We start from the raw sequence: 21,100 nt of genomic DNA on the forward strand, positions 1-21,100 counted from the left end.
ATAATTCTTGTTCGAATAAAATGTGTCAAGTGATATTGACAAAACCAAACAGCGTTCAGGGCTTGATAGGTCTTGAACGCTTTACTCGTTTCGGTGTAAAGACCGACAAAGCCGAGCTTTCGTTTTTCAGCGTAGAACCTACTAATATATCCGTGCTGTCAGCAGCTAATATCGACGTCAAAATACATCATCTTATGATGTTATTGAGTACCATACCTGACCTAGAAATACTGGCATTGGACTCCTGCGAGTGTTTTGACAGCAATAAAAATCATCTCAGGAAAAGGCTTGAAAAAGAGCAGAACGAGGCGGTCATAAAACTGCTGCAAGCGGACTATGATTTTCTCGACGAGATACAAGTTGAGATGTCGACAGCGAGGCAGTTTATGTTTGCGGTGCGTTTCAGACGTGAAAAGGACGAGCAGATATTCAGCACGCTGAATCGTGTAGATAAGGCAATATCGGAGCACGGCTTTGCGGCTAGGAGAATGAGTAAGCCGGAGATCAAGCGTATGCTGGCTTTGTACTTCGGAACAAGCATTTCCGGAGATGATATCCCCGATATTGAGGGAGAGAATGAATTTGATCTGGAAAAACAGGAGGTGACTGTTAATGAGAAGTAGAAAGCAAAAGAAAAAAGAACTGTCAGAAGAACAGCTTGAAGTCATCGATACAAAGGACTTTTTTGACCGCATTGCACCGGGCATTATACGCTTTTACACAGATCACTACATCTGTGGAAACAGTTTCAGATGCGTCTGGGCTGTGACTGAGTATCCGCCGAGCACAGAAGAAACTGCTATACTTGCTCACCTTGCCGACAGAAACGGCGTTACGCTGAGGATATATGACAGACTTGTTACCGCCGCAGAACAGCGAAAGATCGTGCAGCAGGCAATGAGGAAAAATCATATGATGACGACTGTAAATGATGTGAACGAGAGCATAAAGGCTCAGGATAACATAAATGATGTGGTGGAGCTGATAAGCGAACTACGCAGAAACAAAGAACCTCTTCTGCATACGGCTGTGTTTATTGAGCTAAAAGCAAGCTCTGAGGACAGGCTGAAAGAACTGCAAGCCGATATCCAAATGGAGCTTACACGTTCCAAAATATCCGTTGACAGACTGCTGTTACGACAGAAAGAGGGATTTCTTTCTGTTCTTCCCACAGGCAATAATGTGTTCGCAAGTCAGTTTGAAAGAGTGCTGCCTGCAAGCTCGGTGGCTGATCTTTATCCCCTCAACTATTCGGGCAAGACCGATGAAAACGGATTCTATATCGGGCGAGATAAGTACGGCAGCAATGTGCTTGTAGATTTTGATAGGCGTACCGAGGACAAGACAAACAGCAATATCCTGATCCTCGGCAACAGCGGTCAGGGTAAGTCGTATCTGATGAAACTGCTTTTATGTAATCAGCGTGAGGCAGGGAAAAGTGTTCTGGTCTTAGACCCTGAACATGAATACGAAGACTTATGTTCAAACCTTGGCGGAACGTATATCGATATGATGTCGGGAGAATTTATGATAAATCCTCTTGAACCGAAAGCGTGGTCAGACGGAGAAAGGTCCACAGATGACAGTCCGGAAACCTTCCGAAAGGTCACAAGGCTCAGTCAGCACATCAGCTATCTCAAGGATTTTTTCAGAGCGTACAAGGACTTCACAGACGCAGAGATAGATACGATCGAAATTATGCTGATGAAGCTGTACGCAAGATTCGGCATAGATGATTTTACGGATTTCAGTACGCAGAAAAACGAGGATTATCCGATTATGAGCGATCTATACGAACTCATAGAAAAGGAATTTATGGCATTCGATCACGGGAAGAAACATCTCTATACCGAAGAAATGTTACAGAACATCTGTCTTGGACTGCACAGTATGTGCAAAGGAGCAGAGTCGAAGTACTTCAACGGATGCACCAACATCAAGGACGGTGAGTTTATCTGTTTCGGCGTAAAGGGTCTTATGGATACGAACAAGCGGCTGAAAGATACTCTGCTGTTCAACATCTTGTCATATATGTCTGATCAGCTTTTAGGCAAAGGAAATACTGTTGCGGCAGTTGATGAGCTGTATTTATTCCTCACTAATATGACGGCGATAGAATATATTCGTAACGGTATGAAACGTGTGCGTAAGAAAGAGTCCTCGTTTATTCTGGCAAGTCAGAATATCGAGGACTTTCTGCTGCCTGAGATAAAGGAGTTCACCAAGCCGCTGTTTTCTATTCCGGCACATCATTTTCTGTTCAATCCGGGAAATATCTCGCCGACGGCATTTATTGACACCTTACAGTTGGAAGAGTCAGAGTACAGTCTTATCAAGTATCCCGAAAGAGGGACTTGTCTGTATCGGTGCGGTAATGAGAGGTATCTGCTGCAGGTCATTGCTCCTGATTACAAGGCGGCTTTGTTTGGTTCGGCGGGTGGTAGATAAAACTGTTCGCACCAGGTGTAAAATTTGAGTTTGACTACAATAGGAGGTCGATAAAAAATGCAGAAGAAAAAATACGGCATATGGAAAACACGTTATGCTGAGAACAGCAGAAATATATTTGAGGATTGGGTTCGTCATAACGGCGAGCCCATTTTGTTTGCAACGGAGCGTGGTGCACTTGAATATATGCATGGCATAGAAATGAAAACGCAGGGTACGTTTACTGAATTTGAAGTTCGTGAGGTGATCTGATGTCGGCAGCAGTTGCGGCGGCGGTGAAAAAGATAGCCATATATATTCTCGGAGATGAACACAAGCGTGGAAAGCTGTTTGTGGCAGTCGGCAGTATCATCGCCGGCTTTCTGGGGCTTATGTTCCTGCCTATAGCTGTGATATCAGGTATTGGAAGTATGAATATTGAACCGCCTGACATAGACAAAAATCTGTTTACAGAGTCAGCTTTGTTTGAGAGTCTGGACAGCGAACAGCAGGCGGAGATAACAAATATTCAAAATCAAGGGCGGGCAATAGAGGACGCTATGACAAATGCAGGGGTGAGAGATCAGACGATCAAGGCTCAGCTGATATATATGTCTTACTTTGAAGATGTTCAGAATTTCAATGCCGAATCCTATGCCAATCTGTTTGTCGTTGCTCCAAATGACAGTGATTTAATTGCGGCGATAAACTCAACTTACGGTTTGGATATTGACTATGATGAGTTTGTCCGCACATACACTTTTGTAATGAACAGCACCATAAATGCGTTTATGTTTACAGACACAAGCACTAAAAATTGTGTTGATCTTGCGGCTTGGGCTGATAATGCTTACATCTCAGGCTGGGGATATATGAATGGTTTTATGGGTGAAAGAAACGAAAATGACAGAATACGCTATGCGGATAACGCAGGGCTTGTGCTGGGGTATTTAAACTACAATCCTATGGAAAAGGTGTTTGATTCCGGCTATGATACTCTTGTTTACACCGAGCAAGGCGGTATAGATACTATGCCAGAAGTCATCGGGATAGGGGTGTTTGACGGAAGTCAGCACGGAATTTATGTTGGAAACGGAGAGGTGATTTTCTCCTCTGCCGATTGCGGTTATGTCACAAAAGAGCCTGTTTCAAATGGCAGCTGGACAATCTGGTGCACCTATATGGGGATAGAATATCCTCAGGAGGTGGAGGACGCTATTGAAAGTTTGAGCGGTGAAAGTTCATCAGAATAACAGATTGGAGGTTGATAGAATGAAAAGATCAGTTACGGTAAATGTAAACGAAGAAAAGCTCTCGGCTATTAAAATGTACCTTGAGCAGAAAAGTACAACTCTTGCAGCAGAGCTTGACAAGTACATTGAACAGCTCTACAGCAAAGTAGTGCCGCAGAATGTGAGAGATTTTATTGATATGATGTCGGACAGAAAGCCTGCGAGAAAGCAGAAGATCACTGCTCCTGCCGAAACGGAAAAGCTGTCCGAGCAGTAATTCGCCACCCTTCGCACCGTGTGCCCTCGTGTGGCGTTTTCAGAGCATGAGTGGGGTAACTTTACCCTAAAGGCAGCTGGGGCGAATTTGGGGCGTTTTGTTGCAAAGTTTGAGAATGGCAGGGATCAGATGATTTCGGGTGGGTTTGAGGGAAAATATTTTATTGCAAGTTAAAGTGTCGGGGTTGTAGCCCCGACACACTCACAGCGGACGGCAAAGCCGACCGCAATTTTGCGAAGTTTGTACAACTTAGGGCAAAGGGGTTGTAAATTCAGCCTTTTTCAGATTTAGGGGTTGTATCGGCAAAAAGGCACGAAAATACTGCATTTTAACAGGAGTTGGAGGTAATGAAAGATGAGTTTTCAGAACAAGGTCAAATTTGCGCTTTGGGCATATCCCGAAACGCTGAAAGACGTGGAGGTACATTACAAACATGATAACTGCAAATCGCAGAGTGAATTTATTGAAAAAGCTATCAAATTCTATATTGGTTATCTTGATGAAGAAAAAAGCGTGAACTATATCTCTCCGATGATAACCGAAACGGTCAAGGCACAGATAAAAGGTACGGAACAGCGGCTTGCCCGTCTGCTTTTCAAAGTCGCAGTGGAGCTTGGAAAGCTATCGCATATGACTGCAGCAATGAACGATGTGGATGATGAAACTCTGAGAAATCTTCATGCAATGTGTGTAAATGAGGTTCGTAAGATCAACGGCATTATTGATTATGAGGATGCGGTGGAGTATCAGAAAGATTGATTGTATTACTGCCAATAGGTTGAAATAATAATAAAAATATGTTATAATTATTCCAAAAGTAGAGGTATAATTTCCATGAATAGTTTTAATCCAGTCAATAAAACTTGCTATTTCAGATTAGATAAATATAGCTGTTATATGAGAGCACATGGTGTATGCTCTCTTAATGGTATTTCAATTCAAGACTTGATGAAACAGGATACGAAGCAATTATGTAGAGAGAATTCTATTGATTATTGTCGAAATATAGCTAAAATATTAATGACTACAGGATTCTGTTCCGATGTACTTGCTTATTATTGTACGGATTGTGATCATTTTGAATTTGCAGATGGGCAACATAGGGTTTGCGTTACTGCAAAATTATCAAGAAAAGGTTTTAATGTACGTCTGAATACGGTTCTCAAAGTGAATGAAGGCACTAAGTGTAGATGGTGTTTAATGCAAGAGAAATATGACAGAGAGTATAAAAAATTTAATCTATTTCAGAAACTATTCAAAACAAAAAAATATATGAAATATATAAAAGATAAAGATGATTTTTATTTTCGTGAGTTTATAACGAAATTATGATGTATAATAAACGAGGAAAACAAATGCCCAAACTAATAGTAACAAGCCGCTACCTAAAAAGCGGTTCAAAGAAAAAGCTTGCAAACTATGTAAAATACATTGCAACCCGTGAGGGTTCTGTTCCTACAACAACCAATAACGAAACAGCTCCTGCTACCCAAAATCAGCAGGAGCTTATTTTATCTCTGCTTAAGGATTTCCCCGACAGCAAGGATTTATTCGAGTACGAAGATTACCAGAAGAATCCCACTGTAAAAAACGATTCTGCACTCATATCTGAAATCTTAGATCGAAACATGGACAGGCTCACTAACCGTGAAAATTACGTTGGCTATCTTGCCAACCGTCCCGGCACAGTCAAGTTTGGCTCACACGGTTTGTTCTCGCAATCGGACGAACCTATTGACCTTGAAAAAGTCGCAAAAGAGATCGCAAATCACGGCGGTAATGTCTGGACTCATGTCGTTTCACTTCGCAGAGATAACGCTCAAGCAATGGGTTATGATAACTTGAATGCCTGGCGTGAACTTGTCAAGCGGCAGGTTCCCAACATTGCAAAACAGCAGAAAATTGATATGGCAAACCTAAAATGGTATGCAGCTTTCCATGATAAGAAAACCAATCCTCATGTACATATCATCGTTTACTCAACAAACGAACGTGAGGGCTTTTTAACTAATCACGGTATTGAAAAGATCCGCAGCGGATTTGCAAATGATATTTATTCGGACGAGCTTCATCATCTTTATGCACAGCAAACAGATTTACGCAATTTGCTAAAAGAGGACTCAAAAACGCTTATGAAGTCGCTTGCTGAAGAATTAAAATATGACGATTGCGGGGGCGACGAACTTTGTAAATTGATTTTTCAACTTCATAGTCAGTTGAAAAGTTCAAAGGGCAAAAAAGTTTATGGTTATATGAAAACCGATGTTAAGAAAACTGTTGATGATATTTTTTCAAAACTTGCGGATAACGAATCAATAAAAAAGATGTATGAACTTTGGTGCGAAATGGAACAACAGAAGCACGATGTCTATTCGTCTGCAAAATTAAAATTCCCGCCGCTTGTTGACAACAAGGAGTTTAGGTCAGTCCGAAATATGATAATTCGTACAGTACTTAATATGAAACCATTTGATGCAAATACTGAAATTGAAGGATCTGAACCAAATGATGAATACTTTGATAATACACCTCAGAGTATGTCACCTCTGTTTGATGAAGCAGAACCGTTGGCAGAGACAGAAACAGACGAATCGGCTGCGGCAATAAAATACTATATCAAATGGAACGATCAATACAAAAAAGCCTGCAAGCTTATCTATGGCAAAGACGCTAAGCTCAATGATTTTAAGAAAACAGAACAGCTTTTGTTATCTGAATCACAGCGTGGAAATGTTTTGGCTGTTTACGATCTTGGAAAGCTTTATTCTACCGACAAGCTTGGCGAAAGGAACGAAGAAATGTCTATTGCAAAGTACACACAGGCTTTGCAGGGCTTTTTGCAAATAGAACCAAACTCAAAGAAATTAAAGCCATATGTTCAGTATCGTATAGGTAAAATGTTTTGCTATGGTCTTGGTACGGAGCAGGACTATGAAAAAGCCTTTGAGTGGTTTGAAAGATCGGCAAAACAGAAAAACAAGTTTGCTCAATTTAGCCTTGCAAATCTGTATTACTATGGCAGCGGTGTGGAGAAAGATCTGTCGCAGGCTTTTCTTTGGTATCAGAGATCATCCTCTCAGGGGCAGCCTTATGCGGCTTATTCTATCGCTCAAATGTACAGGTATGGAGAGTATGTCACCAAAGATAACGATACAGCACAGCGATATTACCAACAAGCTTTGTCGGGATTTTTGAAAATCGAAAACAATGATATGGCGAACGACGATCTCTTTTACAAATTGGGACAGATGTTCAAGCTTGGACTTGGAACAAACTCAGACGTTACAAAAGCGATCGAATACTTCAGACGTTCAGCTGAAATGAATAACAAGAACGGCTTGTTTGAGTATGGCAAAGCACTTTTGATAGGTGAACACATTCCGCAAGATACGGATAGTGCATTAAAAATCCTTGAGAAAGCTGTCAAACTTAAAAACAGCAATGCAAAAAGATTCCTTGCCCTTGAATATATTTCAGGAGAGCATTTGGAACAGGACATTGAAAAGGGAATAGCCTTGCTTACCGAGTGTGCGGACAGCGGAGATGTCATTGCTTGTTACAGGCTAGGAAAAATTTATTTGCAGGGCGAGATAATGCCTCAAAATCTGGACAAAGCAGAAAAGTATTTGCTCTTGGCAGAAGATAGCGAGTATACGCAGTATGCACTTGCAAAGCTGTATTTGCAGGAAGGAAAGTATGATATACAAAAAGCTGTCAATTTTTTCGAGAATTGTGCTGCCAAAAATCATTGGGCAAGTTATCAGCTTGGCAGGATCTATCTTTTCGGGGCAGCGGAACTTACAAAGGATGAGGAACAAGCTATCGAATGGTTTACTAAGTCCGCAAACGATGGCAATGAATATGCACAGGCTATGCTGGACAACATATCGAAGTTTGAGAATGTTCTGCTTGCGAATACGATATTAAGCCTGTTTGTAAATCTCAGCAGGTGCATCGAAGATGACTATACGCAGAAGTATAAGTTGGTAAGACGGACAGTTGACAGCAGACTGCGGAGAATGATAAGTCAAAAAAAACTGTCACTGGGTATCAAGGACGAGCAGGCTCAGAACTATGAGTAATCATATTAATTCCGGAATATATAGATGTTTGAATGGCGGATTGTTTGGTGACAATTATTGCAAAGCCAAGCGTTTATATACAGATGTAAGTGATTTTATAACATAATTAATAAAAGGTGTATTGATTTAGTGAAAAATGTTTGATATAATGTCATACAAAGGTGGTGAAGGATATGCTTAAAATCGCAGTTTGTGATGATAATGAGAGCTTTTTAGAAACATTAAAAAAAATAATTTCTGAAAGTGCAAGAGATTATTTTAAAGATATAAATGTTCAATGTTTCAATAATGGTCAACGTTTATTGAATCAGCACAAACGTTTATTTTTTGATGTGATTTTTTTGGATATTGATATGCCTGAATTCACAGGCTTTGATGTTGCAGAAATATTAAGAAAACAAAGAAGGGATTGTTATATAATATTTGTTACAAATCACAACGAACTGGTGTACGGAAGCATGGAATTTCAACCGTTTTACTTTATACAAAAGTCTAGCGTTTCAAGATTAAATAAAGATGTTGTTAATGTCTTAAACAAGCTTTCTGTTTATTTAAAGCAGCACCAAAAAATAATTTTGAGCGATGAAGAGCATGGGCGAATCTGCATTCAATACAGAGACATTTTGTATATTGAAAGTGACAATCATCATGTGAAATATTGTATCTTGGATGAGTATGGTTCACAGATTCATATTAAAGTACGTGCAGTTATCGGTGACCTTGAAAGTGAGCTTGCGGAATACGATTTTTCGAGAGTTCATAAAAAGTATCTTGTTAATCTTAGTCATGTTTTTAATTTGGATATGAAAAATGACGAAGTTATTTTTAAGCAAGGTTTTAGACTTACAATGAGTAGAAAGTACAAACACATGGTTGATACCGATTTTTCAAAATATTTGAGGGAAACGATATAAATGAGTATAATATGGATTGCTTTTGAAGTGATTATAAATTTCTATGAAGGTTTTATGGAAACTTATTTTATATATAAGTTTTTGCCTCCGAAAACAGAAAGCACTAAGAAAAACATTATTGCTTTTGCATTGTGTTTCTGTACGCTCGGATTACTGATAACCGTAATGAATTACTTAACGATTTTTGAGGGCATTCTTGGAATTGTCTGCTACTTAATGGCTTTGTTTCTCTATGCCCTAGTGAACAGAAAAGGCAGTATAATAAAAAAACTGTTTGCAGCCACTGTTCCTCTTGTTATGATTTCTTTAATATCTATAATTACGCTTAATTTTGTTTCATCAGTAAATTCAATGTCAATAAAAGAAATAGTTACGGAATCCGGATTTGCTCGTTTTACGGTATTGATTTTTGCACAGGCATTATTCTTTATTTCAGTAAAGTTGATGCTGAAATTATTGGCAACGACTTCTGAGAACTTTAATGCAGTTGAGTGGATCGCTATTATATTAATACTTGCAATATCCATTATTATGATGTTCTTACTTCATTTGATAGCTATTGATTCAACGCAGAGACTCTATATAAACTTATTGATTTTAACGATAGTTGCAGTTAACATTATAATCTTTTATATGATTGATTCTATTTCTGTGAAAAATAATCAGAAAAAAGAACTGGAACTTTTAAAGATCCAAGAGCAATACAGTCACCAATATATAGAGAATGCAAGTCAGCAATATGATTCGATAAGAAAGATTAGACATGATTTGAAAGATCAATTGTCCGCTGTATATACAATGATAGTTCAAGGACACGCAGATGAATCAATGAAGTACATAGAGAAATATGTTAACGTTATATCAATCAGTGAAAGCTTTGTAAATACAGACAATTATATTGTAAATGCTATTATAAATTCTAAGTTTGCAGTCGCAGCGACAGAAGGAATCAGAACAAATTGCAGCTGCATTAAGAGCTTTGATGGTATAGATGATATTGATATGCTTCATATTTTAAGCAATACGCTTGACAATGCTATAACGGCTAGTGAAAAAATAACTGACGAGTCAGAAAGGTTCATTAACCTTGACATCAGTAAAACAATGGACATATATAGAATAGTAGTCAGAAATGCAATAAATGAGTCTGTTTTAAAAAGAAATCCGAGCCTTAAAACAACAAAATTAAATGTACATAAGCATGGGTGGGGAATTAAAATAATACGAGAGATTGCAGAAAAATATCAGGGAAGATGTGAATTTTACGAATCGGATAAAATGTTCACATGTTTGATAACGTTAAAATCAACTTTACTGTAAAACGTTAAAATCTCTTTGTATTGGCAAATTTAAGTCATAGCAAATTGAGAGAAACAAGTTAAACTTATAACGAAAAAGAGAGCTGTTACGCCGGTTTTTATATGGTGGACAGTTCTCTTTTTGTATTTCACGACAAAAACTTACACGTCACGCCAAATTGCTTGACTTGAGTGTAAATAAATTGTATATTATAGCAAATAAAAGACTTGGTGGAAGTAATGAAAAGATTAGTATCGATAATTTTGAATTTTATGATATGGTAATGGCAGTGCGACCAGTGGTGTAACGTGTTATTTGACCAATACAAAGGGACATGGTTGGAGCTCGGTCACATCAACACATACAGCAACTGGTTACTCTAAAAGAACATTAAATAAAACAGGATCATATGTGTCTTAATTAGTTTTTATTTGGGCATAGTGAAAGCTATGCCCGAATTATTGAACGAAGGAGTGTTGTATATTGAAAAAATATAGATCTGGACTAACGATAATTCTAAGTTGTTTAATGATAACGGGTTGTGCAAGCAATTCTGATATTTCCTCAATAAGCAAGATCTCAGATTACAGTTCAAATGACAATACAAGTTCTTATGAAACAGATGATACCCTTGATGATGAAGTTGAATACTATTATTCAGACGATACTCCGATTTATAGTTTTGAGAAAAGATACGAAAAAATCAAAGAACAATATCCCGATAAGTCTGTGCTTGTTTGGGTAAGTGACCAAAATATTCGATATGAAGATGAAGTAAATTCGTATTTATCTGAACACAATAAAAATTATGTATTGTGTTTCAAAAATCTTACATATGACGTTGATATGGTAGATGATAACTCTAACTTTATAACCTCATATGCACAACTATTGTCAGATGCGTTTGATAATGGAGAGAAATTCGATATAATTGATACAGGGCTTAAATATCAAGGCTTTGATACATTCTATAATCCATATCAGAATTGTGTCAACAATAATTTTCTCGAACCATTAAATACATACCTTGAAAACACCGAGTGCGGTAAGAAAATTTATGCCGAAATGTCAACAAATTATTGGAAGAGTTTAATGATAAACGGCAAAATTTATGGTATCGACGGTTCGTTGTCTTGCTTAAAAGAAGATCTTGGATATGAGCTTAATGCTGATTTAGTTGATAAAAACAGTATAGATCTTGATGATTTTTTAGGAAAATATGATACATCACTCCAGAAAGTTATTGATCTGTGCAAATCCAGAGGTTGGAAATTTACCGCCGGAATGCACGGATTTATGCAATTATACTCAAATTATGATTTTATAACTGATAATATTTGCATCGATGATAATGGTCACGCCGTGAATATTTACGAAACCGATTATGCAAAAAATCTTTTCAATACCATATCCGACGGTTTCACAAATGACGTTATAGTCAACCCTGTCAATGATAATATAAATGATATAGATACATATTTTGGCTCTATAAATTCTACATTATGCGGTGGCTATACAAACAACAAATTTAAAACGAGCCAAGAATACGGTTTGCAAACGAGCTATGCCTCAACTGAATCATACACTATATATCCGCAATACTCTAATAAAATATATACTTCTTCAAAAGCTTTGGGCATATGTGCGTTATCAGACAACAAGTATCTTGCATTTGACGCTATCTGCGAGGTCATGACAAATAAAGAGTTGAATGATCTCTTGTGTTTTGGTACTGATTATGACATTATAAATGGTTGCATAAAACCATATGGGTATTATAATACAATGGGTGTCGAAAACAGATTGATACGATATCCGTTTTATGGTGTTAATGACCCTAATTCAAATGAAAAGTACCACGAGGCAATAACAGATTTTAAATTATCAAAGAGTGTTGGCTTTTGTTTTGACACTACAAATGTTTCTGATAAAATTTTAGCTGTTGATAAGGTTTTAAAGACTATTGATTCTGATTTTCCTTCTAAGGAATATAAAACAGGTAAAGAATATTTAGATAAATTGAACGATGATCTGAATTCCGCAGGCTTGCAGGATATTCTTGACGAGGTAAACAGACAGCTGGAGGAGTACAATGAAACACACAATACAGATAATTAGCATATTGTCAGCGGCAGCTATGACCCTGACCGCTTGCGGTAAAAGCGATAAAAATAAGGACAGCAACGCCGCACAGGCAGATAAGTGGAGGATAGTTTCTGTTTATGAATGTGCAGACTATGACAATAACATTTGCTTTTCCACGCAGGAAAATTCACGTCTTGACTTTGTGGATATGACAACCCTTGAGGACAGCCCTGTGTGCGACGACCCTTCTTGCAAACATCGTGAGGGTTCTGATTGCACTGCATATGGCAAGGACAATCACCCTTTTATTTACAATAAAAGGCTCTATTATCTGAGAAGTTCCGATATAATAACCAAAGATGACGGAACATATACAACAAATACCATGATGTTTTGTTCTGACATAAATGGTGCTAATGAAAAGCAGGTCGCTGAGATTGACGGGCTTAGCTATAATGATTATGATAGAATGGCGATAGTAGGCAGCACAGCGTATCTTGTCATGACTAACCAGCCTTATGACAAGGATTTTAAAGAACTAGAGCCGTCACTGGAGTTGGTTTCGGTGGCTCTTGACAGCGGAAAAGTCAATAATATAGGCGAAGTCACAAAGGGATATAGCTGCGGTGCGTGGGTGTATGGCTTGTGGGATAATAAGCTCATTTTCCGTACATCAAAGGCGGCAGATGATCGTCCGTTTATGGAACGTTTGCAGGACTTTGCAGATAAAAACGGACTGTCTGAAAGTGAAGCTATCGAGCAGTATAACGATAAGGCGGAGTATGATTACCAGTATCTTTCCTATGATATTTCAAGTGGTAAGGTGGAGAAAAACGCCATGCCTGAGCCGTCTGCAATATCTGACAACTGCTATTACTATGTGAAAGACGACAAGCCATGCTATCTTGACAAAAGTGGCAAAGAGCAGACTATCGAGGGCATTGATGACGGAACAAACGTGACAAATATTGCAACAATAAACGGCTATGCACTCATAGACAGCGAGAACAGTCAGTATCTTTTCAAAGAAAGCGACAAGACCACTTCAAAACTCACAGATACATATGACATTGCCGCCATAAAGGGCGATCAGGTTATTATCAGAACAGGCGGTACGCCCGCATATGAGAAGAAAACTGTCTCGGAATTGGAGAACTCAAAATGAACCTCACCCTAACAAACCTCACCAAACAATACGGCAGCTTCACTGCCCTTCAAAACTTCAATTATGAGTTCACCGCAGGGGTGTACGGTCTGCTTGGCCCAAACGGCGCAGGAAAATCCACGCTTATGAATATCATCACCGATAATCTTAAAGCCACATCGGGTTTGGTGAGATTTGACGGCGAGGATATTACCAAAATGGATGCCGACTTCAGAAAAATACTGGGCTTTATGCCCCAGCAGCAGGGTATATACCCAAATTTTACCCTAGAGCGTTTCCTCTACTATATGGCAGCACTTAAAGGTATGAAAAAAGCCGACGCAAAGCCGCAGATAGAAAAGCTAATCAACCTTGTCAACTTGCAGGACAGCAGAAACAAACGCCTCGGCGGCTTTTCGGGCGGTATGAAACAGCGTGCCCTCATCGCACAGGCTATGCTCGGCGAACCGAAAGTCATTATCCTCGACGAGCCTACCGCAGGTCTTGACCCGAAGGAGCGTATCCGTATAAGAAATCTAGTGGCACAAATAGCTTTCGATAAGATCGTCATAATAGCCACCCACGTCGTTTCGGATATCGAATTTATCGCAAAAGAAGTCCTGCTGATGAAAAGGGGCGAGATAATCGACAGCGGTGCGCCTCATATCCTCTGCGAAAAGATCGACGGCAAAGTGTTCGAGATAACCGCCGACGAGAGTATGCTGGACGAAATTTCCGCAAAATACAAGGTGGGAAATATCTCAAAGGACGAGAAAAATATCTACGTCCGTGTTATCAGCGAACAGCCGCCAACTTACGAATGCAAAACCTGCAAGCCCGACCTTGAGGACCTCTACCTCTACTATTTCGATTGAGGGGGCGAGCTAATGATCTTCGTAAACGAACTGATAAAAGCGTTCTGCAAACGCACAACTATTGCAATTTTCGCCGTTCTGCTGCTCCTCAACGGCGTTTTGCTGTATATAAACGAAACAAAACAGACGCTGGAATACACCCCTGAGCAGTACAAAGCCGCCTATCAGACCCTCGAGGGGCTTGACACACACGACGCTTTTAAGCAAATTTCTCAGAAAAAAACGGAGCTTGAGTTGATACAAAGGCTGTCATTTGGAGAGGATATTTCGCAGGAAAACTGCAACGCTGAGGAACTTTTGAAAAGCTATAAAAACAAGGACTATCTTGAATTTACAAACGATATCTACCCCGAAATAGAGCTGACCGACCGCCTTTTTGAGGAGATATCAGCCTGCGAAAATTATGACAGCTATCTTGAAAATATCGACAGCACCGCACGGAAAATGACGGGCATTTCGCTGTTTGCTGACCCTGACAGTTTCAGCTACAAAAATATCGCACGAACGCCTGCGGACTTCGCCCACCTCAAAGGCTCTAAGCTCACCGCCGCACCCTCAAAGGGCGTTTCAATGGCAACGGGTTTTCTCGCCACAGACCTTATTGCAATACTGATGATAATGACCGTGGTTGTCACGATTGTCACCCGTGAAAAAGAGCTTGACCAGATAACCCTCGCGCGCACGACTTTCAAGGGCAGAATGCCGCTCGGTATCGCAAAGCTTTTCACCTGTTTTGCGGCGGCGATGGCAGCTGAGATCCTGCTTTACGCCGTGAACTTCGCAATTTCATATTTTACATACGGCTTCGGCAATCTGTCAAGGCAGATACAGTCGGTATACGAATTTAACGGCAGTAATTTGAAAATATCTGTACTGCAATACTTTGCACTTTTCCTAGCGGCGAAACTTGCAGTTTACTGCGTATTTGCAGCGATCATCTACCTTGTGACGGTGGTATCGAACACCGCTGTAAAGGTATACGGTGCGCTGATGATAACCATAGCGGCGGAAGCTGTGCTGTACTATACCATACCGAGCACGAGCTATCTTTGTCCGCTGAAATACATTAATATTCTTGCATACGCCAACACAAAAGATCTTTTTGCAAACTATCTCAATCTCAACCTTTTCGGAAAACCTGTCAACTATATGGCTGTATTTGTCAGCTCGGCGTTGGTATTGCTGATTGTGATTTCCATACTCTCTGTACTGATATTTTCAAAGCAAAGGGTGATAAAAAGCCGCACAAGAAAATTCAGTCTTGCAAAGTTCAACATTTTCAAGGGCAGGACGACAAACCTCTTTTTGCAAGAGTGCTACAAGGTCTTTATCGGCGGAAAGGCTCTGCTGATTTTGATAGCATTTGCAGTCATCACCGCAGTTTCATATTCTCCTATCAGCGAGAGCTTTTCGTCAGCAGACGAGGTTTATTACAAGCAGTATATGCTTAAATTTGAGGGCGAATACACTTCCGAAAAACAGAAAATGATAAACGAGGAAGATCAGAAATTTGCCGACGCACAAATGAAAATGTCAGAAGAAATGGCGAACTCAGAGGGCGACGGCGTTTTCATAATGATGAAGTATCAGGATATACTTGCTCCGCAGTACGCATTCGAGCAGGTCAAGGCTCACGCTGAGTATCTGAGTACAACAGAAAACGGTGAATTTGTCTACGACAGCGGCTATAAGCTTTTGACGGGCGACGAAAGTGCAGGCAACAAGGACTTGACCCTTGGTCTTACCGCAATGGCAATGGTGATACTTTGCCTTACCTACGTTTATGCCGCCGAGTATCAGACAGGTGCGAACGTGCTGCTGAAAACCTCGGCGAAGGGCAGAGAAGACACGTTCCTGCGAAAGTTTGCGATAGGACTAATTATTGTCACGATAATTTATGTCCTGACTTATTCTCCGTATTTTTACAACGTGCTGAACGCATACGGAACACGTGGAATAGACGCTCCTATATGTTCACTTGAGGCTTTTTCAAATTGGGGTATGAGCATAAAAGGATATCTTATCTTCATAAGTATCGGCAGATATGTCGCACTTGTGTTCGCTATGCTGATAATATATTTTTTGTCGAGCAAGCTTAAAAGCGTTATTTCTGCGTTTCTTGCAAGCACGGCGGTTCTGGTTCTGCCTGTTCTGCTTTCACTGCTGGGGATCGGGTTCTTTGATTATGTGCTGTTGAATCCGATTTTGATTGGAAATTTGTGAAGAATTATATGGGAGGGTTAAATACAATGAGCAACTTTTCAACAGTTTATAGCGAATACTACTATTATTGCAGAATTTCAAAAGTTGAAGAAGCACGACGCAAATTCATATGCTGTAATTCTATTCTGAGAGATGAAAGTAATGGTACTCCGTTAGCAATCTGTTTACTAGAAGATAAATATAAAGAAGAAAAAACGGAATTGTATGAAAAATTCAATAGAATCTATGATGATTTTTTATTCTATTCTGATGAGCTTATTGATGGAAAGAATATTGACAGCGAAGAAAAGTATATTCGGTATATTCATAATTTAATGCGTATATCAAATGAAATGATAATTTTCACAAACCAGTACTTTATTTCATCGTCAAATAAACTGTTGAAAAATAAGTACAATTTCGACGGCAAAAATAAAAAGCTTTCTTATATAATTGATCAGAACAGAAATATTCCGTATATAATCAATAGCGATTGGATAGATAATTTTATTAATGGAAACAGTAATACCATTATGTTTTCATTGACAATTACTTTTTTTGCTGTATCAATGACATTAGGATATTGGTTGTATAACTCAGTTTCAGAAGCAATTAAAGAGAATACAAGTGTTATTAATATTAATAGCTTTTTGGTATTTGTACTTTTTTTGAGTTTTGCTATTTTATTTGTTCTTTATCTTGCATTCCTTATAAAATGCAGACGAATATTTAAATTAAAAGAAGTAAAATATATAGCAGAAAAGTGCAACAGAGAACTAGTATGTCATGCTTTTAAAACTAAGTGGACAATGAAGAACTTATTAAATATAATGAGTGTGCTTAAAGAACTTAAATTTGATAAATAGTTGTGACGGATATAAATTTACATTGCAAATTTTTCTCCATTTCGATTAGAACGAAATGGAGTTTTTTTTATGCCCATTTTTAAGAACTGGCAATGCTATATTGCCAAATATCCATAAGCCTTCGTTTTGATTCAAAACAAGAAAATCAAAACGGAGGAATAAAAAATGAGCAAAAACATAGTAAGTGTTTATGACACCATAACCAAAAGATACGTTGAAATTGAAGTAAGCGAAAAGATCCGCACATATTACAATAGAACCCAATGGAATATTGATGACAACAATAAATCGTTCTATAAGCACGAGATCCAGTTCTCTGCGTTGAAAGGAAACATTAACGGAGAACTTGAAAACTTTCAGGAGTTCCGAACAGAAAATGACGACGTCGAAAGAAGAGTGATACAAAATATTAAATGCGAAAAGCTGTATAGTTGTCTGAATGAACTTTCTGATGATGAACGAAGGTTGATCTTTGCAATATATTTTGAAAATAAAACGGAAAACGAGGTCGCTTGTTTTCTACATACCACTCAGCAAAACATTAACAAAAAGAAACGTAGGATTTTGTGCAAACTTAACAAACTTTTAAAATTGCAATAAAAAACGGTTGTTAAATATCCGACTTCTACCCCTATACAAGTGTAAGGAGAATAAAAGCTCCAAGTAACTTGACAATAGAATATCAACTCTGTAAGTATGTTAATCACACGGCCGGTATGAAATCTCGGCAGCCAAAGAAACCATACGCCAAGACTCCGAAAGGATGAGCGATAAATATGACGTTTCAAAATTCGATGCAGCAAAGGCAAAACTGGATGAAACGCAGTCGGCGATAACCAAGCGGCAGGCTCAGAGACAGATGATGGAGAACTTCATGAAGGTGCTGCGGTCGCTGCCGGAGCAGGTCGATTACTTTGAGGAAGGCACCTGGTACGCAATGTGCGACTTCATCACGGTCTACGGCAAAGATGACATCCGGGTTACCTTCCATAACGGATTGGAAATCCGAGTATAAAGATTACTCCCCACAACGGCTCACTTTGAACCGATGTGGGGAGCTTTTCTGTCTTACTTTGTAATAGCCGAAAAATCGGGCTCACCTTTTGTTATGATGCTGAAAATCAAATCTGCCGTTTCTTGACTTACCGCATCTGCATCGCTTTTGTCTCCATAACACTCCACATAGACATTCGTATTTCCAATAGAGAACGAAGCGAAGAATATTGCGGATTGCTCACCTCTGCTGTTGGGACTGGTAACAAAGTATCCCGTAGTGACAGGAATTCCGTTTACCGATGAGCTGCTTTCGTTTCCTTCCAGAACCACATCGCTTATTGGAAAATTATCCTGGGCAAATATGATTGTCGCATCACCGAGTTTTCCTTCGACTCGGAGCAGCTCCCCGTTTTCCTCTCGGAAAGTTCCGATGGCTGATCTTCGTTCAGTGGTTTCAGGAAGTATGGCGTCCAATTCTGCATCTGTCAGTTTACGCGATGAAACGGGATAGCCGACATGAATACTTGCCACGTTGGTACTTCCGATGTGATAGACAATGGAGTCACCGTTTGCAAGATTAACAGTATAACCTTTAGAACCAAACCATCCCATATTGCTGCCAACAATTCCTGTTACTGCGACTATGGCTACCAGGCAAGCGGCAACTGGAATCAGGAACTTTTTGAAATTCTTTCTCTGTGACATATAGTTCACCTTATCCTTTCTGTCATGAACAGAACGGTTCTTCTCTAAAATCGCAGAAAGCATACGATCATTTGCAGAATCGCTCGGTTCGATTTTGTCCCAAGAAGTAATGATTTTATTGTTCTTCATCGAAATCATCACCTAACCTTTCTTTGAGGATGGCACGAGCCTCGTGCAAATAATTACGGATTGTCGATTGCGGCTTTTTCAGGATGCCTGCGATTTCCACGCTGGTATATCCTTCATAATAATACAGATAGACCACGGTCTTATACTTTTCGGGGAGTTCCATAACCACTTGGAAAATATCATCTGTTTCGATATTTTCTGAGCTGGGGAGATTGTAGAAATCCTCGATGTTCTCGTGTCTGCGCCACCAATGCCGCAGGACATTTTTGCAAATGTTCGTGGCAGTTCTGATAAGCCATGCCTTTTCGTGTTCTTCGCTTTCAAAAGCGGGACCGCTCTTGATTAGCTGGAAGAATGTATCCTGAACTGCATCCTCGGTATCAGCAGGATTTTTCATGTAAGCAAAGCAGACGCGATAAACAGTTTTACTGTGGCGTTTGTAGATCTCCGCAATCTCTTTGTCCGTACGCAACAAAGATTTTGACATCTTGCCTTGCCCTCCTTTCACTACTAATACAATTGAGAACGCCAAAGTGTCGGATAAAAAAGAAAAAATATCAGAAACCATTATAACGCCAGTTTCTGATAGCAATATGATAAAATTGAAAATTCCGAGCCTTATCTACGGAAAGGTTACAAAATTTGAACCCGTCCGAGAAATTTGAACCCGTTTTTCTGTAAAAATAAAATTGTATCAGAGACGGCTTTTAGATAGATGAGGGAATAACAGGTACTCGTGAGGACAAGCGTGATGAATTTCAGCGAATGATAAGCGACTGCCGGAAAGGCAAGATAGACAGGATATATACAAAGTCTATCAGCCGATTTGCCCGAAACACCAAAGACTGTCTGAAAAACATCAGAGAGCTGAAAAGCTTAGGCATAACGGTGCTGTTTGAAAAAGAGAACATCGATACTGCCGATATGACTGACGAGATGATGATAACGATTATGGGCGGTCTGGCTCAGGAAGAATCGACTTCTATTTCACAGAATTTGCGGTGGTCTGTTCAAAAGCGAATGGAGAACGGTACTTTTAATCCGCCCTCTTTGCCGTATGGGTATATGAGAAGGAAGCAAGATATAGTCACTATTGAAAATGAAGCGAAAATTGTACGAGATATTTTCACGCAGTATATAAATGGTATAGGTATGGAAACTATTGCGAAGGAACTTAACAAAAAACACATTGATAAAGGCAGCAAGGGCTTTATATGGTGTAAAAATACCATAAGATATATTCTTATGAATGAAAAGTATACCGGCAGGTCTGTATTTCGGAAGTTTTACACCACTGACAACTTCCCGTTTAAGCAAAAAGAAAACAAGGGTGAGTTTGATCAGTATCTTGTACAGGAAACGATGCCGGTAATAATATCCGAGGATATATTTGAAAAAGCTCAGCACCTTATATCAATTCGCAAATCGATGGGCTGCCGCGAAACAGCTAAATACCCATTGAGTGGAAAAATCAAGTGTGGAAATTGCGGTAGTTCCTTTAGACGAAAGAAAATAAATAACACGGTATGCTGGACTTGCTCTAAACATAATATAAATGCAGCAGATTGCGAATTAAAGGCAATTCCACAAGAATTGATCTATAGTATATTTATAGGACTATGCAACAAGCTTTTCTGCAATTACAAAACTATCCTTAAACCGCTTCAAACATCATTGCAGGATTTGAAGCTGAAAGAGTTCACTGGTAAAACACAAGTAATGGACATACACAAGGAAATCGCTAAGTTTCGTGAACAAACTCATATCCTCGCAAGGCTTAAGACAAAGGGATTTTTGGACGAGGCTAAATACATTGTAATCCTGTATAATAAAACTTGACACATAAAAAACAATCAAAGTATAATAA

Annotated in this window: 20 protein-coding genes; 18 read left to right on the forward strand and 2 right to left on the reverse strand. The window is 39.2% G+C overall.

All coding sequences use genetic code 11. The annotated features are described in order from the left end of the window. Nucleotides 1–29 precede the first annotated feature (29 nt). The 17 genes from DWW81_RS12405 (at nt 30) to DWW81_RS12485 (ending at nt 18,418) form a co-directional block, all read left to right on the forward strand. Nucleotides 30–623, forward strand: a complete 594-nt coding sequence (locus tag DWW81_RS12405) for a hypothetical protein (protein WP_147339001.1) — start codon at nt 30–32, stop codon at nt 621–623. Then, nucleotides 613–2,448 carry a DUF87 domain-containing protein gene (locus tag DWW81_RS12410; RefSeq protein WP_117898071.1) on the forward strand — a complete coding sequence of 612 codons (1,836 nt, stop codon included), beginning with the start codon at nt 613–615 and terminating at the stop codon, nt 2,446–2,448. Before DWW81_RS12405 ends, DWW81_RS12410 begins: the two co-directional genes overlap by 11 nt. A gap of 57 nt (nt 2,449–2,505) precedes the next feature. After that, nucleotides 2,506–2,700 (forward strand): hypothetical protein, encoded by a 195-nt coding sequence (locus tag DWW81_RS12415; protein WP_117898070.1) that lies wholly within the window; start codon nt 2,506–2,508, stop codon nt 2,698–2,700. Next, a complete protein-coding gene (locus tag DWW81_RS12420; protein WP_117898069.1) occupies nt 2,700–3,680 on the forward strand; it encodes a hypothetical protein in 981 nt (326 codons plus the stop codon). The genes DWW81_RS12415 and DWW81_RS12420 overlap by 1 nt, the downstream gene beginning before the upstream one ends. 19 nt (nt 3,681–3,699) lie before the next feature. After that, the gene (locus DWW81_RS12425) at nt 3,700–3,936 is read left to right on the forward strand and encodes a DUF6103 family protein (RefSeq protein WP_117898068.1); all 237 of its coding nucleotides are present in this window, start codon (nt 3,700–3,702) and stop codon (nt 3,934–3,936) included. A 354-nt stretch (nt 3,937–4,290) separates the two neighbouring features. Then, nucleotides 4,291–4,695: a hypothetical protein gene (locus tag DWW81_RS12430; protein ID WP_117898067.1), complete on the forward strand. Its 405-nt coding sequence runs from the start codon at nt 4,291–4,293 to the stop codon at nt 4,693–4,695. A 75-nt stretch (nt 4,696–4,770) separates the two neighbouring features. Further along, nucleotides 4,771–5,268 (forward strand): hypothetical protein, encoded by a 498-nt coding sequence (locus DWW81_RS12435; RefSeq protein ID WP_117898066.1) that lies wholly within the window; start codon nt 4,771–4,773, stop codon nt 5,266–5,268. A gap of 23 nt (nt 5,269–5,291) precedes the next feature. Further along, the gene (mobP3, locus tag DWW81_RS12440) at nt 5,292–8,018 is read left to right on the forward strand and encodes a MobP3 family relaxase (protein WP_181982748.1); all 2,727 of its coding nucleotides are present in this window, start codon (nt 5,292–5,294) and stop codon (nt 8,016–8,018) included. Nucleotides 8,019–8,191: 173 nt separating this feature from the next. Further along, the gene (locus tag DWW81_RS12445; protein ID WP_117898064.1) at nt 8,192–8,932 is read left to right on the forward strand and encodes a LytTR family DNA-binding domain-containing protein; all 741 of its coding nucleotides are present in this window, start codon (nt 8,192–8,194) and stop codon (nt 8,930–8,932) included. A 54-nt stretch (nt 8,933–8,986) separates the two neighbouring features. Continuing rightward, the gene (locus tag DWW81_RS12450; protein WP_181982964.1) at nt 8,987–10,252 is read left to right on the forward strand and encodes a GHKL domain-containing protein; all 1,266 of its coding nucleotides are present in this window, start codon (nt 8,987–8,989) and stop codon (nt 10,250–10,252) included. A 462-nt stretch (nt 10,253–10,714) separates the two neighbouring features. Continuing rightward, nucleotides 10,715–12,349, forward strand: a complete 1,635-nt coding sequence (locus DWW81_RS12455; protein WP_147339002.1) for a DUF3502 domain-containing protein — start codon at nt 10,715–10,717, stop codon at nt 12,347–12,349. Continuing rightward, on the forward strand, nt 12,324–13,481 hold the full coding sequence (locus DWW81_RS12460) for a hypothetical protein (protein WP_117898061.1): 1,158 nt from the start codon (nt 12,324–12,326) through the stop codon (nt 13,479–13,481). The genes DWW81_RS12455 and DWW81_RS12460 overlap by 26 nt, the downstream gene beginning before the upstream one ends. Next, nucleotides 13,478–14,335 (forward strand): ABC transporter ATP-binding protein, encoded by an 858-nt coding sequence (locus DWW81_RS12465; protein WP_117898060.1) that lies wholly within the window; start codon nt 13,478–13,480, stop codon nt 14,333–14,335. Before DWW81_RS12460 ends, DWW81_RS12465 begins: the two co-directional genes overlap by 4 nt. Before the next feature lie 12 nt (nt 14,336–14,347). Continuing rightward, nucleotides 14,348–16,558 carry a hypothetical protein gene (locus DWW81_RS12470; protein ID WP_117898059.1) on the forward strand — a complete coding sequence of 737 codons (2,211 nt, stop codon included), beginning with the start codon at nt 14,348–14,350 and terminating at the stop codon, nt 16,556–16,558. Between the two features lie 26 nt (nt 16,559–16,584). Beyond that, nucleotides 16,585–17,403, forward strand: coding sequence for a hypothetical protein (locus DWW81_RS12475; protein WP_117898058.1), 819 nt, complete (start codon nt 16,585–16,587; stop codon nt 17,401–17,403). Between the two features lie 165 nt (nt 17,404–17,568). Beyond that, nucleotides 17,569–18,003, forward strand: a complete 435-nt coding sequence (locus tag DWW81_RS12480) for a sigma factor-like helix-turn-helix DNA-binding protein (RefSeq protein ID WP_117898057.1) — start codon at nt 17,569–17,571, stop codon at nt 18,001–18,003. A gap of 163 nt (nt 18,004–18,166) precedes the next feature. Next, the gene (locus tag DWW81_RS12485; protein WP_117878540.1) at nt 18,167–18,418 is read left to right on the forward strand and encodes a hypothetical protein; all 252 of its coding nucleotides are present in this window, start codon (nt 18,167–18,169) and stop codon (nt 18,416–18,418) included. A gap of 53 nt (nt 18,419–18,471) precedes the next feature. Here DWW81_RS12485 and DWW81_RS12490 read toward each other — a convergent pair whose 3' ends face one another. Both DWW81_RS12490 and DWW81_RS12495 read right to left on the reverse strand, forming a co-directional pair. Continuing rightward, a complete protein-coding gene (locus tag DWW81_RS12490) occupies nt 18,472–19,233 on the reverse strand; it encodes a hypothetical protein (RefSeq protein ID WP_117878541.1) in 762 nt (253 codons plus the stop codon). Beyond that, nucleotides 19,220–19,720: an RNA polymerase sigma factor gene (locus DWW81_RS12495; protein ID WP_117878543.1), complete on the reverse strand. Its 501-nt coding sequence runs from the start codon at nt 19,718–19,720 to the stop codon at nt 19,220–19,222. The genes DWW81_RS12490 and DWW81_RS12495 overlap by 14 nt, the downstream gene beginning before the upstream one ends. A 236-nt stretch (nt 19,721–19,956) precedes the next feature. Here DWW81_RS12495 and DWW81_RS12500 point away from each other — a divergent pair, with 236 nt between their 5' ends. Beyond that, entirely contained in the window at nt 19,957–21,072 is a 1,116-nt protein-coding gene (locus tag DWW81_RS12500; RefSeq protein ID WP_278308115.1) for a recombinase family protein, read from the forward strand. Nucleotides 21,073–21,100: the final 28 nt, after the last annotated feature.

It is taken from the genome of Ruminococcus sp. AF17-1AC (assembly GCF_003461385.1).
GTDB classification, from domain to species: domain Bacteria; phylum Bacillota; class Clostridia; order Oscillospirales; family Ruminococcaceae; genus Hominimerdicola; species Hominimerdicola aceti.

What these genes read in the sequence shown, in the direction of transcription:
- DWW81_RS12465 (WP_117898060.1), top strand. Translation starts at nt 13,478, where the DNA reads ATGAACCTCACCCTAACAAACCTCACCAAACAATACGGCAGCTTCACT.
- DWW81_RS12435 (WP_117898066.1), top strand. Translation starts at nt 4,771, where the DNA reads ATGAATAGTTTTAATCCAGTCAATAAAACTTGCTATTTCAGATTAGAT.
- DWW81_RS12450 (WP_181982964.1), top strand. Translation starts at nt 8,987, where the DNA reads ATGGAAACTTATTTTATATATAAGTTTTTGCCTCCGAAAACAGAAAGC.
- DWW81_RS12460 (WP_117898061.1), top strand. Translation starts at nt 12,324, where the DNA reads ATGAAACACACAATACAGATAATTAGCATATTGTCAGCGGCAGCTATG.
- DWW81_RS12430 (WP_117898067.1), top strand. Translation starts at nt 4,291, where the DNA reads ATGAGTTTTCAGAACAAGGTCAAATTTGCGCTTTGGGCATATCCCGAA.
- DWW81_RS12490 (WP_117878541.1), bottom strand. Translation starts at nt 19,233, where the DNA reads ATGAAGAACAATAAAATCATTACTTCTTGGGACAAAATCGAACCGAGC.
- DWW81_RS12415 (WP_117898070.1), top strand. Translation starts at nt 2,506, where the DNA reads ATGCAGAAGAAAAAATACGGCATATGGAAAACACGTTATGCTGAGAAC.
- DWW81_RS12475 (WP_117898058.1), top strand. Translation starts at nt 16,585, where the DNA reads ATGAGCAACTTTTCAACAGTTTATAGCGAATACTACTATTATTGCAGA.
- DWW81_RS12425 (WP_117898068.1), top strand. Translation starts at nt 3,700, where the DNA reads ATGAAAAGATCAGTTACGGTAAATGTAAACGAAGAAAAGCTCTCGGCT.
- DWW81_RS12485 (WP_117878540.1), top strand. Translation starts at nt 18,167, where the DNA reads ATGAGCGATAAATATGACGTTTCAAAATTCGATGCAGCAAAGGCAAAA.
- DWW81_RS12420 (WP_117898069.1), top strand. Translation starts at nt 2,700, where the DNA reads ATGTCGGCAGCAGTTGCGGCGGCGGTGAAAAAGATAGCCATATATATT.
- DWW81_RS12480 (WP_117898057.1), top strand. Translation starts at nt 17,569, where the DNA reads ATGAGCAAAAACATAGTAAGTGTTTATGACACCATAACCAAAAGATAC.
- DWW81_RS12495 (WP_117878543.1), bottom strand. Translation starts at nt 19,720, where the DNA reads ATGTCAAAATCTTTGTTGCGTACGGACAAAGAGATTGCGGAGATCTAC.
- DWW81_RS12410 (WP_117898071.1), top strand. Translation starts at nt 613, where the DNA reads ATGAGAAGTAGAAAGCAAAAGAAAAAAGAACTGTCAGAAGAACAGCTT.
- DWW81_RS12445 (WP_117898064.1), top strand. Translation starts at nt 8,192, where the DNA reads ATGCTTAAAATCGCAGTTTGTGATGATAATGAGAGCTTTTTAGAAACA.
- mobP3 (WP_181982748.1), top strand. Translation starts at nt 5,292, where the DNA reads ATGCCCAAACTAATAGTAACAAGCCGCTACCTAAAAAGCGGTTCAAAG.
- DWW81_RS12470 (WP_117898059.1), top strand. Translation starts at nt 14,348, where the DNA reads ATGATCTTCGTAAACGAACTGATAAAAGCGTTCTGCAAACGCACAACT.